This is a genomic window from Paenibacillus pasadenensis, from assembly GCF_023715725.1.
Classification (GTDB): domain Bacteria; phylum Bacillota; class Bacilli; order Paenibacillales; family Paenibacillaceae; genus Paenibacillus_O; species Paenibacillus_O pasadenensis_A.
In genome coordinates this window covers 1-15,634 of the sequence record NZ_JAMBOT010000019.1, presented here as the reverse complement: position 1 = coordinate 15,634, position 15,634 = coordinate 1, and the positions used below count along the sequence as shown (strand labels likewise).

Annotated in this window: 13 protein-coding genes, 1 pseudogene and 1 CRISPR repeat array; of the genes and pseudogenes, 5 read left to right on the top strand and 9 right to left on the bottom strand. The window is 51.1% G+C overall.

What is annotated here, in order from left to right; all coding sequences use genetic code 11:
- Window positions 1–1,005 precede the first annotated feature (1,005 nt).
- Together M3223_RS23075 and M3223_RS23070 are read left to right on the top strand one after the other, a co-directional pair.
- Window positions 1,006–2,226: a S1 family peptidase gene (locus M3223_RS23075; RefSeq protein ID WP_251566053.1), complete on the top strand. Its 1,221-nt coding sequence runs from the start codon at window positions 1,006–1,008 to the stop codon at window positions 2,224–2,226.
- Window positions 2,227–2,273: 47 nt separating this feature from the next.
- Window positions 2,274–2,756, top strand: a complete 483-nt coding sequence (locus M3223_RS23070) for a DUF3221 domain-containing protein (RefSeq protein WP_251566051.1) — start codon at window positions 2,274–2,276, stop codon at window positions 2,754–2,756.
- A 67-nt stretch (window positions 2,757–2,823) separates the two neighbouring features.
- Here the strand turns inward: M3223_RS23070 and M3223_RS23065 are convergent.
- The 4 genes and pseudogenes from M3223_RS23065 to M3223_RS23050 all read right to left on the bottom strand — a co-directional run bounded on the left by M3223_RS23065 (window position 2,824) and on the right by M3223_RS23050 (window position 8,038).
- Window positions 2,824–4,045, bottom strand: a pseudogene (locus M3223_RS23065) (IS256 family transposase).
- A gap of 395 nt (window positions 4,046–4,440) precedes the next feature.
- Window positions 4,441–6,519: a carbohydrate-binding module family 20 domain-containing protein gene (locus M3223_RS23060; RefSeq protein ID WP_251566049.1), complete on the bottom strand. Its 2,079-nt coding sequence runs from the start codon at window positions 6,517–6,519 to the stop codon at window positions 4,441–4,443.
- Between the two features lie 427 nt (window positions 6,520–6,946).
- Window positions 6,947–7,096: a hypothetical protein gene (locus M3223_RS23055; RefSeq protein WP_251566047.1), complete on the bottom strand. Its 150-nt coding sequence runs from the start codon at window positions 7,094–7,096 to the stop codon at window positions 6,947–6,949.
- 204 nt (window positions 7,097–7,300) lie between these two features.
- Window positions 7,301–8,038: a MerR family transcriptional regulator gene (locus M3223_RS23050; RefSeq protein ID WP_251566045.1), complete on the bottom strand. Its 738-nt coding sequence runs from the start codon at window positions 8,036–8,038 to the stop codon at window positions 7,301–7,303.
- Window positions 8,039–8,180: 142 nt separating this feature from the next.
- On the opposite strand from M3223_RS23050, the gene M3223_RS23045 reads away from it, so the two are divergent.
- The 3 genes from M3223_RS23045 (at window position 8,181) to M3223_RS23035 (ending at window position 9,752) form a co-directional block, all read left to right on the top strand.
- Window positions 8,181–8,696, top strand: coding sequence for a PCYCGC domain-containing protein (locus M3223_RS23045; protein ID WP_251566043.1), 516 nt, complete (start codon window positions 8,181–8,183; stop codon window positions 8,694–8,696).
- 144 nt (window positions 8,697–8,840) lie between these two features.
- Entirely contained in the window at window positions 8,841–9,302 is a 462-nt protein-coding gene (locus M3223_RS23040; protein WP_251566040.1) for a hypothetical protein, read from the top strand.
- Window positions 9,303–9,347: 45 nt separating this feature from the next.
- Window positions 9,348–9,752, top strand: a complete 405-nt coding sequence (locus M3223_RS23035) for a hypothetical protein (protein ID WP_251566038.1) — start codon at window positions 9,348–9,350, stop codon at window positions 9,750–9,752.
- A 138-nt stretch (window positions 9,753–9,890) separates the two neighbouring features.
- Here the strand turns inward: M3223_RS23035 and M3223_RS23030 are convergent, their stop codons facing one another.
- From M3223_RS23030 to udk, 5 genes are all read right to left on the bottom strand, one after another.
- On the bottom strand, window positions 9,891–10,751 hold the full coding sequence (locus M3223_RS23030; protein WP_251566036.1) for a PepSY domain-containing protein: 861 nt from the start codon (window positions 10,749–10,751) through the stop codon (window positions 9,891–9,893).
- A gap of 162 nt (window positions 10,752–10,913) precedes the next feature.
- Window positions 10,914–11,735: a PepSY domain-containing protein gene (locus M3223_RS24375; protein ID WP_285891420.1), complete on the bottom strand. Its 822-nt coding sequence runs from the start codon at window positions 11,733–11,735 to the stop codon at window positions 10,914–10,916.
- Window positions 11,732–13,144 carry a sensor histidine kinase gene (locus M3223_RS23015; RefSeq protein WP_251566034.1) on the bottom strand — a complete coding sequence of 471 codons (1,413 nt, stop codon included), beginning with the start codon at window positions 13,142–13,144 and terminating at the stop codon, window positions 11,732–11,734. The genes M3223_RS24375 and M3223_RS23015 overlap by 4 nt, the downstream gene beginning before the upstream one ends.
- Entirely contained in the window at window positions 13,141–13,851 is a 711-nt protein-coding gene (locus M3223_RS23010) for a response regulator transcription factor (protein ID WP_251566033.1), read from the bottom strand. Before M3223_RS23010 ends, M3223_RS23015 begins: the two co-directional genes overlap by 4 nt.
- Before the next feature lie 172 nt (window positions 13,852–14,023).
- The gene (udk, locus tag M3223_RS23005; RefSeq protein WP_251566032.1) at window positions 14,024–14,647 is read right to left on the bottom strand and encodes a uridine kinase; all 624 of its coding nucleotides are present in this window, start codon (window positions 14,645–14,647) and stop codon (window positions 14,024–14,026) included.
- Window positions 14,648–14,915: 268 nt separating this feature from the next.
- A CRISPR array of direct repeats spans window positions 14,916–15,606; the repeat unit is 32 nt; unit sequence ATTTCAATCCACGCTCCCGCACGGGGAGCGAC.
- Window positions 15,607–15,634 lie beyond the last annotated feature (28 nt).

Genomic DNA, 15,634 nt, shown 5'->3' with positions numbered 1-15,634 from the left:
GGCGATAAACTGAACGGCAGACGTTTTGCCCCAATTGCCGGACCTTCGTAGTAATTGCCCCTATTGCTCATACTATGCATCATCTTGCAGTTCTTCAAACGGTCGGGGTACGCCTCCGATGCATACTGCAGCCGTCGATCAGAGTGTTGAATGAAGCCTTCTATGGCTTCTTCGAGACATAAGCTTGTTCCGATGCAACTAGAGCCACATCTCTAAATAGTAAGAGATAGTGTCCTAGATACTGACCTAAGAGCCGATTCAACCGAACATTAATTCTCATCATTACTAGGGCATGTCTGCATAATGCTTCAAAAGCGAAAACCATAACATAATTTTACAAGGACGAACATTTTCAAAGGGGGTGGGTCCTTGGCCGGCGATGCGGACTGGCAGGATGCATCAATTGATAGCACTTCCTTCAAAGTTCAGCAGAATGCGACGGAAGCTAAAAAGGGCTGAAACGCCGAAACCAATCCAAAAATCAGACTTTCCAGAGGAGGCCGAAACACCAAGAACCACACTATTGTGGATACATTCGGTAATTTAGATCACCTATTTTTAACGCCATGACATATTCATGACTACACAGTGACGGTTGAAACTCTCTCTAGCGTAACTCTGTCCAGAAGTGTAGTTTAAGCCGACTCGAACCATGTACTCAAGACGCAACGTTCTGCCTCCCTCCAAAGTCAAAGTCGAATACGGCAATCCCTGGTATTCGATTTTTATCAGTAGAAAGAACAGTATGTCGTGGGATTCTATCCAAAATAATTCAAACCTTCCGCAGGATCGCAACACACCATGACAAGCTTTCTTGAGATTTTAGAGTTTTGCCTTCTTGGCTTCTTCCATGATTTTGTTGAAGTAACTCTTTATGATAAGTTTTCAGACATCCCCTATTTAATTCAACATAGTACATAAAGCACATGATAAAATACCTATATAAACCAACAAAAAACAGATATATACTATTTATGTAAATACATACCTTGAGGAGGTAATAAAATGAAAAAAAGAATTATGTTTTTATCTGCCCTGTTGTCTCTGAGCCTTTTATCATCAGGAGTATCTGCAGAATCTTCTTCAAATTTATTGTCTGCTAATGAGTCCATATTAAATCAAGTAAATAAAGAAAAAGAACTACTTGAAGGTCTAGATCCATATCTTCAAGAACTTAGAAGTCTTGGAAATCTATATTTTGATGATTCAGTTAGCAGCTTTAAAATTAATAATCCTAATGATAAAAAACTTGTATTTTCATATTCCTCAGATTTAGAAAATTCCAATCAAATAAATGCACTAATAGACAAAATAAAATATGAATTCCCAGAAAATATCATCGAATTCAGGGTTTCTAATGAAAAATCGTTCCCTTCCGATACACTGCTCGAAATAAATAAAGATATTTTTGATAATCTGGAATTTTATAATAGTTTACACGCTAACATCACATCTACTTTTACCGATGAAGAAATAGGTAGAGTTATAATTGAAAGTACAAATCTATCACAAAAAGCGAAAGACTTAATACTAGATAGATACGGAGAAATTATTGAATTTCGAGTAAGTAATGAATTCCAAGGAGGCGTAAATACTGTTTCTAGGAATGGAAATAATTCTCTTATTGGTGGCGGAATTGCAATAAACAACAACAGTTGTACAATTGCTGCAACAGCAAAAAAAGGAGCAGATAGGTATATAATAACAGCTGAACATTGTTTAAGCTCTGCAAATGGTACAACCTCAGTTAATCAAAATACATCAAAAGTGGGAGTAGAATGGGCTAAGGCAGGGAATGGACAAGATATTGGACTTATAAAAATAACTGAAACTGGCCGTCAAATTAGTAATGGGGTAATTAAAACATCTACTTCAAGTTATGATGGAAGCTTTACTAGCACCTCTACAGTAACACAGGGTCAGAGCGTATGTAAGTCTGGTATTACTACAGGGTATACATGCAGTACGGTTCTTAGTACTAGCTTTAATCCCGTAGTAAGTGGAGTAAACCGGCCGGATCAGATTAAAATTGCAAATCCTAATTATCAATTTCAGGATTCAGGTGATAGCGGCGCCCCTCTTTTCTCAAGTAATGCCCTCTATGGCGTAATGTCAGGAAAATCAAGTCTTTCAGGGAACGATGCTTGGGCCTCCGCTACAAAAATTGGAACTTTCGCAACATATTGGCCTGATTACACGTTGTTTTTATATGGCATACCATTTTGAGAGAAAAAAAGCCGGGTGCCCCGGCTTTTTCTTGTAGGAGGAGTTAGATGAATTCGGTCTTGAAGCTTATATTAGCGATTGGGTCTATCATTGCATTAACTGCTTGTAATTCTGACTATTCATCGAGAATAAATTCTAACTCAAATGAGGTTGTATACGAACTGATTGGATATGTGGTGAAAAGTGAATCTGGTAAGATGTTAGTAACCTCTTATAATGAAGAAAAATCATCTGATTACGAAGCAATCTGGGTTTTATCAAACTCAAATATAGAAATTGGTAATAAGGTTAAGATTGCTTTTAATGGCGAAATAGCGACATCAGATCCGGCGTATGGAGAGGCAAAAAGAATAGATATTATTAACGAAAGCAATGAACAAGTTAAAATAATTAATAAGGTTATAAACAAGTACAAAGGAATACAAATTCCTATTTTTAAATCGATTAACCTGGTTGATCAAGAATGGAATGTGATACTATTCGATGCAAAAACACGCGAAAAAGAAATTCAATTTACCATTAAAGAATAAGACTTAAAACGTTCACGTTAAATGTGGGTCTGTCAATTACTTTGTGTAAACCCACTGACAGTGAAACCTAGCGTAGATGCTGACCGATACGTTCAGGGAAAAAGACGGAGAGCTGGAGGAGAATTTGCCCCCAGTTCTGGATCCGGCCTGTCCACTTGCGGGTGACGTCCATGGTCGCCAGGTAGAGCATTTTGAGAAGCACTTCGTCTGTTGGGAAGATGCTCTTACCCTTTAGTGACCTTGCGGAGTTGCCGATGGTAGCTCTCAATCATGTTTGTCGTGTAGATGAGCTTGCGGATCTCCGGTGGATATTTGAAGAACGTAACGATCTCGGGCCAGTTAGTCCGCCACGAGCGAATGATCAGCGGATACTTGGTGCCCCATGTTTCCTCAAATCGTTCGTGTTCCAACAGCGCCAATTCTTCCGTTGCGGAATTGTAGATCGGCTTCAGGTCGGCTGTGACCTTATTGAGATCCTTATAGAATACATAGCGGGTGGAGTTACGGATTTGGTGGATGATGCACTTCTGAATCTCCGTCTTCGGGTAGCTGGCGCAGAGGGCCTTCGAGAAGCTTGAGAGGTTGTCTACGCACGTGATGAGAATATCCTGGACACCGCGGTTCTTGAGTTCATTAAGGACGCTCAGCCAGAACTTGGCCGACTCGATCTCGCCGATCCACATGCCCAGCACGTCCATGTTGCCGTCCAGGTCAATGCCGATAGCCATGTATGCTGCCTTGTTCACGATGGCCCCGTCCTGCTTCACCTTAAAGTGGGTGGCATCGAGATAGACGACCGCATAAACGCCTTACAGCGGCCGATTCTGCCATTTCTTGATGAGTGGCAGCAGTTTGTTCGTGACATTGGAAATGAGCGTCGGTGAGACCTCAATACCGTATAAGCTTTGCAGGTGATCTTGGATCTCCAGCGTGCTCACGCCCTTGGCGTAGAGGGCTACGATTTGGTCCTCAATTCCCGTCACGTTGGACTGATGCTTCTTGACCACAAGTGGCTCGAACTCGCTCAGTCGGTCACGCGGCACTAGGATCTCTTGCTCGCCGTATTCGCTGACGACCGTTTTCTTGCTTTTGCCGTTACGGCTGTTAGGCGTGACCTTAGCTTTCGTCTCATGCTTCTCGTAGCCCAAGTGCGTACCCATCTCGGCCTCCAGCATCTCCTAGATGGTCTCGGCAAACAGGTCTTTCAACGCGTTCTGCGCATCCTGCGCGGCCACCAGTTTATTCTCCTTAATGAATGCCCGCAGTTGCTCCTTCGACCATAACCCCATGTGTACTCCCCAACCTTTCAACTATTTCCATAGTAAATTGGTTTTGGAGTTTACACAAAAGATTTTACATACTCCTGTTCGACTCTCTTTCCTACGCTAAACCAACTCTTCAGCTCATACCTCCCTGGTTTTCTGCGCTAGTCCTACATCTAAACTCACTCTAATTCAATTTCCTTTGCTTTATCAACAACTGTCGTTCCGTTCTTCTGCATCCTATTTACACTCTAGCTCCTTCCAACTAATCATGTCTTTGTTACCTCTACGCTCCGATTCTTTTCATTTAGTCGTAACTTCGTTTGTACCTGCTCCCCATCCCCCCTACCATTGTCCTAGCTTCTCCGTAGCCGTTCCTCTCTTTAATCTCCTTCTTTCCGCACGGTTGCTGCCCCCCAACTCTAATTCGCAAACGAAAACGTTACATTCGGGCTGGACGCGCTCACCGTATAACTGCGGTTCGATCCGCTTTCCCAGACAACATTTCCGCTGCTGTCTTTTTTAAGCGCTTTGAACTGAATTGCCGCCCCTGCCGGAAGCTGCGCCGTCACGGTCCAGGCCGGATAGTTCGACGCCGAGCCCGGGCCAATCGCTTTGGCCGGGTCCCAGCTGCCAAGCTCCGCCGCATTGCCGGAAATATAGACGTTCTGGCCCGTCACGGTGGCAGCGTTTTGGATGGTAAAGGTGACGTTGACTAGGCTCTGTGAAGGTTTGCTAGAGGATATCTTTCCGTCTATAACCCATACCTCGCCGTTGTTTACGGCATATCCCGTTTGCTGGGCCGCAGGCAGCTGGCTGCTCCCGGAATTGAACACAACCTTCGCCTGGCCCCAGGAAGGAATGACCGCCTTATACCAGCCGCCGCCTACGTCGCTCATCGCCGTTCCAGGCCAAGCCGGTCCGTTTTTAACAGGGTTAACGCTGTCGTCGTAGTAATACATGTTAGGCGTGCCCCACCCGGCTGGTTTGTAAAAATGAACGCTCATCCCGGTTACCGGAGCTGCCGACGGCGCAGGCGTCGCACTTGGCGCAGCCGTTGGAGCCGTACTCGCCTCGTTGTACAGCACAGCGATTTTTCCGCCGCCCAGATTGCCTTTAATACGGCCGTTCGACACCGTAAAGCTGCCGCCGCCCGACGCTTTGCTGGTATACACGCCGTTTGCCATATTGGTCACGGAATCAACCGCCATGTCTCCGCCAAGATTGACGATAACAGCGCCTTTGGCTCCGCGCTCAATCAGCATCGTTTCGCTGCGCAGCGTTCTTAAATACTCGCCTTCTCCCGCCATCGCGTTATGAAACTTGTTAACAGCCGCGACATCCGGGTCCTTCCACAGCCCTCTGCCGGGCTCTCCGAGCTTGCTGCCGAACTTGCCGCTTCCAGCCGGACGGTCGAAAAAGAGCGACGTCGTCTCCGCGCGGGCCGCAATAAGCGCCCAGCCCATTTCCAGCTGGTAATCGGTCATCGCGGTTGATTCGCTGCTGTCATTGGCATAGGTGTCATGGGATTCCACCCAAGTAACCAGCTTCGACGGATTAATATTGCCCGCCCCGAAAGGCTGCGACAGACCGACGTTGACGCTGCTGCCGAAGCCAACCGCGCGGCGCACCTCATGGCCGAGGTTCGACGCCGTAACGCTCATCAGATTGGCGTATCCGGCCATATTGTCCGCCGCTCCCTGCAGCACCTCGCCGTAGTTGTACAGCTTCTCCTTATCCGTCAACGCTCCAAGCACGCGGGGCCAAAAGTTCGACCCGGCCGGGTCGTCGGGAAGCTCAATATGTTTCGCCGCATCAAAACGGAAGCCGTCCGCGCCAAGCGCCACCGCATCGTTGAGAAAAGCAATGACCTTGTTTTGCAGCTCCTGATTGGAGGTGTTAAGGTCAGGCAGCCCGATGCCCCATTGCGTCACCTGCCAGCGGTCGTCCCAGTTCTCCACTCCCCTCGCCTCATGCCAAAACGCAGCGTTGTCGCGGATGGACGGATCGACGTTTGCTGCCGGTTTGTACGTCTGCTCTCCGCCCCCGGCGTTGCCGGTATGGTTGGCAACAACGTCGACGATGATGCTAATGCCGTATTTGTCCGCTTCCTCGGCCATTAACCGGAACTGCTCGCGAGTGCCGAGCTGCGTGTTGCCGATGGCGAAATTAACCGGCTGGTACAGCACCCACCATTGGCTTCCGTCCACGGCAGGCTCCTTATTGCCCTGAATCGGCGAGGTTTGGACCGATTTAAAACCGGCGGCCGCAATAGCCGGGAGGTTTTTGCGGATGTTTTCGAAGGACCAGTTCCACGCATGAAAAATAACGCCGTCCTTCGTCGCCGCAGGCAGTCCCGCGCTTTGTGCAGCCGCAGCCTCCGCCGTTCCATTCAAACCATTCCCGCCAACAGCGGCGTAACCTGCCCCCGCTATCGTTTGCAGCAGCAATGCGCCGGCAAGCAGCGAGCCCCAGCGTCTATTTGTTTTTTTTAATGGCATCAATCATTCTCCTTTTTAATCATAGATGGCATTGCAAAATGCAAGCTAGGTGAACGGCTCTTTTATCCGGCTAATGTTAACGCTTACATTTAAAATGAAATCATTTCCTATGTACAGGCTCCCTCCTTTCATTGTCCGGCTTGCACAGGGATGAACATCTGTTCATCAATCCTGAGCAAACGATTGCGCGGTATTGTCTCGTCATTATGCAACCGTTTGCACAAACTGTCAACGGGACATTCGACATAATTATACAAGCGGCCTATGTGGGCATCACCTGAATCATTTTAAGCGTTTAGTCCTTCAAAATGCTCTGCTTCGACGGTCGGAAAGTCCCGATTAAGGTGAAATTTGGATAATAAAATAAGCCTTCCCGCCGCCGGAAAGGCCTAAAGAGGAGTCATTTTCTGAATGGACTCGAGTTCCATTAAAACCGCAGCTCCACCGCGCTGGTCTGCGTTTCGTCTTCTCCATGCTGGCCGCTTGCAAATAAGGCATATCCTACGCTGAGCAAAACGAGCAGCAGCACCGCGCCGACAAGCGCAAATGCCCACCTCGGTATTGGCTTTTCTTCCATGACTTTGCCCCTTTAACGATCTTAATGATTGATCACGCTTACGACACGCGTTTGCATTTCCCATCTTACGAACAATTTGACTCCATACATGCAGCTTCCATTATGCGAATGATCGGACAGGACTGTCAATCCTATCCTACCCTTCGTCACAAAAAAGCCTCTCCCGGACCGGGAAAGGCTTTGTCACTCTATTATTCACATTCGTTAATCATTATCGGCAGCACGATCCGCGTAAACAGCCATCGCATCGCGCATGAACAAAGCGAGGCCTTCTCCGAACTGATCGATATTGCGGGTGAAACGCTCGTCGTCGATATACATTTGGCCTAGCCCGCGGAACATTTCCGGCGAATAACTGCCAAACCGCTGCAGCATACGGTACCACTCGCCGACAGCCTCCTGGGCCTCATCCGAATCCGGCTGCAAATGCCTTACGGACGCAAGTTTCCGGTACAGGTCGTTGAACGCCTCCTGATCGTGCTTGCCCATGCCCTTGGCGTATTCGTTCGCCCGGTCGACGGCCTCGTCTCCCCAGCGCTCCCTGGCTTCCTGCTCATAGGGATTGTGGCTAAAATTAAATCCTTCAAACCGCTCTTTACCGCTCATGGTCCTCTCTCCTTCGGCATCCTGAATCGTCATTTCGACGTTGCGGATCAAGGCGTCCAGCCGCCGCCGCTTCTCCAGCAGCATCTCCCGGTGCATCTGCAGCGCTTCGGCCGCCCGGTAACCCGGGTCCTGGAGGATTGACTTGATCTGCTTCAAAGGGAATCCGAGCTCGCGGAAAAACAAAATTTGCTGCAAGGCGGCCAGATTGCGGTCCGAATACAGCCGATAACCCGATTCGGTCGCTTCTTCCGGATGAAGCAGGCCGATTTCGTCATAATGATGCAGCGTCCGGACGCTGATTCCGGCCAGTTCGGCCACTTCTTTTACCTTGAACATTTTGTTTGCGTCTCTCCCTTCTGCATCAGAATAAGGCCTCACGTTGCGTAAGGGTCAACCACTTTTTTTCCCAATCTCCGGGATGAAATATGATATAGTATACGATGAAAACGCTTGTCCATTCCAAGGAGGCTTGCTACATATGTTCCATTCAAAATCCCCCTGGCGCCGGACGCTTCGCCGCCTGCTGCCAGTTGTCTCCATAAGCTTTGCGCTGCTGCTTGCCGCATGCGGCGACGGCGGATCCGTTGCAACCGAAGGCTCCTCCTCGCATGCAGACTCTGGCTCTCAGGACGGCCACGGCGACCATGCCGCTACCGATATTCGTGAGGAAACCGCATCCGCCTCGCAGCTCCCGAAGTTTTTGGACACTCAGCCGGAACAAATCCAGATCGTTTATACCGCAACGGCAACAGCAACCGACCTGCTTTCCAAAATGCCCTGTTACTGCGGCTGTATGGAAAACGTCGGCCATAAAAGCAATCTGAACTGTTTTATAAACGAAGTACGCGAGGACGGCTCCATCGTCTGGGACGATCACGCAACCCGCTGCGGCGTCTGCCTGCAAATTGCGGCGGAATCCATCTCCATGAAAGTAGAAGGCAAGACGGATGAGGACATCCGCAAAACGATTGAAGAAATGTACGGACGCAGCTGAAAATGAATGACTACGTTAAAAGAGCCGCCCCTGAAGTCATCGTCAGATGACCGGGGGCGGCTCTTTTATTCTCGTAAGGAGCCCTCACAAATCTGTAAGCCCCTTAATATTATACTAATATAGCGATTTTTCGGAGGACGTGGAATGACTTTTAAACAAGTAAAAATCAGCCGTTTTAATAGCTCAAGCCCAGCCGTCATTCTTGTATTGTTTATTTTGCTGACGATTGTGGTGCGCATCGTTCCCAGCCTCTATGCAAATGCTGGAGGGGATTTTTCGGCTCGAGCGACAGTTGGTTTTGATATCGTTAATGTGAGTTCAATTCCGCTTAGACGCACATTTATTTATGGCGATTTTGAACAGCCGACTCCAGCTGCGTATCTCCCGCCAGGCGGAGATCATCATTATGAAGTTGAAGTTGTCATATTTACAGATACCGCCGGCACCGCTATCTATCGCTCCGAAGGCACCGATATTGAAGTTTCCTTTGTTTTATCTAACTCCGCCGGGTGGAAATTAAGAAATCCAGACATCCCTTTTTATACTACAAAAGGTCCCATTGCAGCTATCAAATCCTCCCGCACTCTGCTGCTTATTTCCGATTGACGAATAGTTAGCGTAACTAAAATGCGGAAGAAGGAGGATGTGAACATGGGGATTACCCTTGTTTTGTTTATTCTATTGGTGACGGCTGTCCGCATTTTTGGCGACTGTTTAAATTCCCCTGTTGAACGTGCAGCGGACTCCATCGGCTTCGATATTGTGAATACAAGCAGGTTCCCTTTATTTATATCTTTGCTTAGCGGCATTGCCCCGCCAAGTCCATCCGGCAATCTGGCTCCTGGCAGTTCGCATCATTTTGAGCTGCAAATTATTTTCTTGGAAGACACCAGCGCCGATGTCGGATACCAAAGTATTGGAGCGTCCGTCTCCTTTACGTTAAGAAACAGGGCTTTTCCCACATACCGGAATCCCAGTATCACGGATATCAATATGTCAGGGCCGATTACGACAAAAAGTCCTTCTTCAAAAACGTTAATTATCGCTAACGCATAGACAAAAACGGGAGGAAGCTGAGCCCCGCTCAGTTCCCTCCCATTTTGCAGCTGCGCTTAAGGATACGCAGGTTTAAATCTTTGTGCAGGCCTTATGTGGAGTCAAGATGTCTCTTTACGATTCAAAAATGGCCCGAACTTAGTCGTCGTCGCGGTCATTGGATTTTTTGCCGCGGTCGTCGCGGTCGTCGCGGTCATCGTCGTCGTCATCCTTGTCATCATCTTTATCATCGTGGCCGTGGTCATGACGGTTATCGTCTCCGCGGCCATTCCAGCTGCGGTCGTCGCGGTCATCGCGGTCTACTTCAGTAATTTTACCTGTGGCGGCGTCAACATCAACCTCAACAATTCCTTTGTCCGTAGACAGCTTAACCTCGTATACAAAACGGCCGTCCTCGCGGTCCTTTTTCACTTTGATCAGCTTGCCGGAAACCGCCTTTTGGGCAATTTGCACAGCCTGCTCCTTCGTGACCGCCTTTACTCCGGTCTGCTTCGCCGGTGCCGGTGACGGCTTCACGGTCGGTTTAGGCTTAACGTCGGTTTTTTTCGTGTCATGGTCCTTAGCCGTTATAATGCCGCCCGGCTTCGGAGATGGCGTTGGCGTTGGGGTTGGGGTTGGGGTTGGGGTTGGAGATGTTGTTGGCGATGCGGACGGAGAAGGCGAGCTGCTTGGCGCCGAAGTCGCAGCTGCAGCATCGTCGTTCACGTTTACGTACTTGCCCAGAAAATCTCCGCTGTAGGCGTCAACATGAATTTCGAACACACGGCCCAGGTAATCTTTTACATCCACCTCGTAATAAACTTTGCCGACCTCACGCTCCAGCTCAATGCCCTCCACCTGTCCGGTTGCATGCTTCAACGCTACTTCGCTCGCTTTGTCCAGACCGATCATGGAACTCGATTGCGAGGCGAACGCCGCCGTTCCGCCGATCGCTCCCGCAACCAAAAGGCCCGAGAAGGCTGCCGCCCATTTCTTTTTGCTCATCATGCTCATGTTCATGTTCAACACTCCTCTCAGTTATCATCGCTCGTAATAAGGCACATGAACAATGTAACGCCCCCGAATGAGAAAACTATTGGAGCAACATTAGAAATCGATGATAAAACTCAGAGAACAACAAAGAAGAGCTCCGCAGTGTCGCGAAGCCCTCTAATCGGCTGTTCAATCGTCATCATCGTTGCCGCCACGCTTTTTATCGCCATCATCGCCGTGTCTGTCGTCGTCGTTTCTGTCATCGTCATCGTTATCATCGTCGTCATCGCCGCCTTTTTTGCCGGAGCCTCTCGGCGGCGTATGCTTCTCGTCCCAGACAACAGACATCACTTTACCGGAAATGGCGTTGATCTGAACCTCCGCTCTCCTGCCGTCAGACAGCTTCACCTCGACCAAATAGTCGTTCCGGCTGCCGCGCTTCACATCCCTGGCTTTACCCTTAAGATGAGCGGCCGCCAGCTTTTTAGCCTCCTCCGCCGAAATCGCCCGAGACTTCGGCTTCGTTGTGGGGCTTGGCTTTGCCGTCGGTTTTGTCGTTGGCTTTGACGTTGGTTTTGCCGTCGGCTTTGATGATTGCTTCGGACTCGGAGTCGGCGTCGGAGGTGCCTTTGAAGAGGACGGCGATGGAGTCGGCGACGTTTTCCCTGGCGTTGTCGTTCCGTCAGGCGGTGAGCCGGGCGGCTGCGTTCCGGGAAGCAGCGATGAGCCTTCGGCAGCTCCAAGGCTGTGAATGGACATAATCGTTCCATCCCGCGCGCTTAGGCCGAGCTCGTACTGGCGGCCGCTGCTGGCCAGCACGATTTTATACCGGTCGCCGCTCAACCGGGTTTCCTTGATCATGCCGTCATATTGGTCCAAAACGGCGTTTTCCGCCTGCTGTACGCTAAGCAGCTGCGGACTGGCCCATATTCTCTCCACGGCAAGCCATACGGCTGCAACGAACACTACCGTCGCAAGTCCGAGTCCAATGATCCGGTAACGTCCGCTCATCGCTTCCCCTCCTCCTTTTTGCTCTTGTGAGAATAGGATAGCCGATGCGGATTAGATTTTGCTGAGAAAGCGACAACTGCCGTCGTGCCAAGTCCTTCCACGCTCTCCAGCGTCAGCTCCGCCCCGATAGCCTCCGCCAGCTCCTTGCCCAGCGACAGGCCCAGCCCGGTTCCGCCGATGCTCCTTGTGCGGGACTGATCGACGCGGTAAAAGCGGTCGAACACCTTCGGCAGCTCATCCTTAGGAATGCCGATGCCCCGATCCGTGACCCTCAGCTCCGCGCCTCCGCCTTTCCGCTCCGCGACAGTTACGGTAATCTCATCCTCGCTGTATTTGCGGGCATTATCCAGCAAAATAAAAAGCAGCTGCTTCAGCTTGGCCGCGTCGCTCCAGGCCGTAACCGGAAGCTCCGGCAGCCGGACCGAGATCGCCCGGTCGTAGGCGCTGCGAAACGCCTGCGCCGATTCCTCCGCTGCAGCACCGAGCTCTACCTGTCCAAGCGAAACCTGCCACTGCTCCTTGGGACGGGCAAGCAGCAGCAGCTGCTCCGTCATCTCCTTCATTCTCACCGCCTCGGAATGAATCGCCTGCAGCGATTCCTCCAGCAGCTCCGGACGCTCCTTGCCGCGCCGCAGCAGCAGGCTGGCGTAGCTTTCAATGACGGTCAGCGGCGTTTTCAGCTCGTGGGAGGCGTTGGAAACGAAGCTTTTCTGTTTGTCGTAGTTATTTTCCAGCTGCTCAATCATGCTGTTAAACGTCTCGCCCATCTGGGCCAGCTCGTCCCGCGTCCCCTCCTGCTGCTTCAGCCGGCGGAAGCTGCCGCTTCCCCGGATATCTCGCATCGTGGAGGTCATTGCCTGGATCGGACGCATGACCAGCCGGCCCAGCAGCCAGGATGACAGGAATACCGGCAGCAAAGCGAGCAGCGTCACGGCCGTCAACACCCGGCCCAGCACCCGCAAGTTGTCCGACGCCGCCTCCATGCTTTGCATGACCTGAATGTTCGCAACCTCGCCGCCGCTCCAGATGACGGGAATCGAGGCGTAGCTGAAGCTGCGTCCCTCGAAGTGAACCGTACGTACCTGCCGTTCCTCCGTAAAATGAAGCTGCCAACGGCTCAAACCCGGCTCGCCTGCCGAGGTGACCCTTCCTTCGGCCGACCCGTGTGCGTCCACGATGCCGATCATGCCGTCCAGCGGCACATAGGCGCGCAGCAGATCGCGCATCGCAGCCGTATCCGCCGCCTCTCTCAGCCCGGCAGCCGCCGTAACCGCCTCCGCTTCCGCACGCATAAGCTCGCTGTTCGTGGAGATGCGCCAGAACATCGCGTAGATGGATACATTCATCAGAATAATGACGGCGGCGAACAGCACGGAGGAGTAAAGATGGATTTTGCTGCGCAGCCTCATGAGCTTTCCCGGAGGACGTACCCGACGCCGCGAACGGTCTGAATCAGCTCCTGGGCGAAGCCATGGTCGACTTTTTTGCGCACATAACGTATGTAAACATCTACGACGTTTGTATCCCCCAAGTAGTCGTAGCCCCATACCGCCTGCATAATCTGGTCCCGGCTGAGAACTTGCCGCTTGTTGCGAAGCAAATACACCAGCAGGTCGAACTCACGCGGAGTCAGCTCAATCGGCTGGCCGCCTCGGATGACCTCCCGGGTGCCGGGGCTGAGTCGAAGCTCCCCCGCAGCGAGCCAGTCTTCAGGCTCATCCGAAGCCGCCGCTTCCTCCGGCTGAGCCGGAGGGCGAAGCCTCAGTGCAGCGCGCACGCGCGCAAGCAGCTCCTCCATCTGAAACGGCTTTGTAATATAATCATTGGCGCCTTGATCAAGACCGGCCACCTTATCCTCCACGGAATCTTTGGCCGTCAGCAGCAGAACGGGCGTGCGCGTATCAGCGGTCCGTATGCGGCGAAGCAGCTCGAAGCCGCTCATGCCCGGCAGCATGACGTCCAACAGAACCGCATCCCATGTCTGGGAGCGGTACAGCTCCAGCGCCTGGGAGCCGTTCGACGCCCGGCCGACGCGGTAGCCTTCGCATTCCAGCTCAATCTCCAGCAGCCGGCCAATTTTGTCTTCGTCCTCAACGACGAGAATAGCCTCGTTCACGGCCTTCCCTCCCGGTTGTTCTCTCAGCCGCTATTTTACCGCATATCTGCTTGGCGTCAAACGGCCGGTAAAAATAAAAAATGGACTCGCCGCGAGGCTTGTCCATTTTAGAGGTCTAATAAGTTGGCTCTGGTCTGACTGGTGCCAACTATTAAAGAAGAGAGAACAGGCGTTAGCCGTTGCCCTCTTTTAAATATTTTTCCGTCAAGACCGATAAAAGCTCCACTCCCACCTCGTTGTGCCCGCCTTCGGGAATAATGAGATCGGCGTATTTTTTGGACGGCTCAATAAAAGCTTCATGCATCGGCTTAACCGTGTTGAGATACTGATCGTGTATGGACTGGATCGTCCGGCCGCGTTCTTCAATATCCCGCAGCACTCGCCTTAGAATACGCACATCCGGGTCCGTGTCGACGAACACTTTAATATCCAATAGCGAGCGCAGATGCTCATCCGACAGGACGTGCAGCCCCTCAATAATAACGATTCGACTTGGTTTGAGCTCGACCGTTTCGTCCGTTCTACGAGCATGATTCGTAAAATCGTAAACCGGAGCGTACGCAGTCTTGCCTTGCTTGAGCTCCTGCAGATGCTCAACCAGCAGTGCGTTGTCAAACGCAAACGGATGGTCGTAATTGATTTTCTCGCGCTCGGCCATTGAAAGCTCCGAGTGGTCTTTATAATAATTGTCCTGAGATATAAACGTTACCGCGCCTTGCCCCATACGGTTGATAACGGACCTTGCCACAGTGGACTTGCCTGAGCCGGTGCCGCCGGCGATACCCAAAATAAGCATGTAGCTGTGCTACCTCCCCGAATACATTGCAATTCCAGTAGTTTAGCACAACGGCGCGCGTATTTCATCTTGGGAGGATTTAGCCTATGCCAGGCATAGGTAGCAGGTCGGGATATGTCCCCGTAATGGGAAGGGGACGAATAAAATAAGCTGATTGCCTCGCCAAGCGAGTATAAGTCATGCACCTGTATAAGGGCAGCTTGAGGTAGCCACGAGAATTCTTGATTTCATTCCACTCTCCTACACGGGGAGCGACACGACGATCACGGTTTCAATCCACGCTCCCGCACGGGGAGCGACATTGGGGTTCCCATTAACAACTTCAAAAAACAAGATTTCAATCCACGCTCCCGCACGGGGAGCGACGCCGGGCGAATCTATGACTGCTGCCTTTGGCGAGGTATTTCAATCCACGCTCCCGCACGGGGAGCGACCTAAAGCGCTCTACGGATCTTATGCTCGATCAGCATTTCAATCCACGCTCCCGCACGGGGAGCGACTCAATAAGGTGATGGATGTTTAACCTTCTTCTTATTTCAATCCACGCTCCCGCACGGGGAGCGACAAACCACAACACTCTCTCACACGCCCCCCCAACATTTCAATCCACGCTCCCGCACGGGGAGCGACGACTGCGGAATAATCCCCAGCAAGCTCTTTTTCGAATTTCAATCCACGCTCCCGCACGGGGAGCGACTTCGGCGGCGGGCTGGACTAGAGTTAATATCCATTTCAATCCACGCTCCCGCACGGGGAGCGACATCCTAGCAACTTGGAAAATACAACGTTCTTTTTAATTTCAATCCACGCTCCCGCACGGGGAGCGACCCATTTGATCAGCAAGTTTTTGTTGATCATTAAATTTCAATCCACGCTCCCGCACGGGGAGCGACAATTCCTTAGCCCGCTGCTCTCTCCAATCAATCGATTTCAATCCACGCTCCCGCACGGGGAGCGACGAGTTCTGGATGATGACAGAGGCAATGG

Bases quoted from the DNA above. Each gene is read 5' to 3' on its own strand.
- M3223_RS23075 (WP_251566053.1), top strand. From the start codon at position 1,006: ATGAAAAAAAGAATTATGTTTTTATCTGCCCTGTTGTCTCTGAGCCTT.
- M3223_RS23070 (WP_251566051.1), top strand. From the start codon at position 2,274: ATGAATTCGGTCTTGAAGCTTATATTAGCGATTGGGTCTATCATTGCA.
- M3223_RS23060 (WP_251566049.1), bottom strand. From the start codon at position 6,519: ATGCCATTAAAAAAAACAAATAGACGCTGGGGCTCGCTGCTTGCCGGC.
- M3223_RS23055 (WP_251566047.1), bottom strand. From the start codon at position 7,096: ATGGAAGAAAAGCCAATACCGAGGTGGGCATTTGCGCTTGTCGGCGCG.
- M3223_RS23050 (WP_251566045.1), bottom strand. From the start codon at position 8,038: ATGTTCAAGGTAAAAGAAGTGGCCGAACTGGCCGGAATCAGCGTCCGG.
- M3223_RS23045 (WP_251566043.1), top strand. From the start codon at position 8,181: ATGTTCCATTCAAAATCCCCCTGGCGCCGGACGCTTCGCCGCCTGCTG.
- M3223_RS23040 (WP_251566040.1), top strand. From the start codon at position 8,841: ATGACTTTTAAACAAGTAAAAATCAGCCGTTTTAATAGCTCAAGCCCA.
- M3223_RS23035 (WP_251566038.1), top strand. From the start codon at position 9,348: ATGGGGATTACCCTTGTTTTGTTTATTCTATTGGTGACGGCTGTCCGC.
- M3223_RS23030 (WP_251566036.1), bottom strand. From the start codon at position 10,751: ATGAACATGAGCATGATGAGCAAAAAGAAATGGGCGGCAGCCTTCTCG.
- M3223_RS24375 (WP_285891420.1), bottom strand. From the start codon at position 11,735: ATGAGCGGACGTTACCGGATCATTGGACTCGGACTTGCGACGGTAGTG.
- M3223_RS23015 (WP_251566034.1), bottom strand. From the start codon at position 13,144: ATGAGGCTGCGCAGCAAAATCCATCTTTACTCCTCCGTGCTGTTCGCC.
- udk (WP_251566032.1), bottom strand. From the start codon at position 14,647: ATGCTTATTTTGGGTATCGCCGGCGGCACCGGCTCAGGCAAGTCCACT.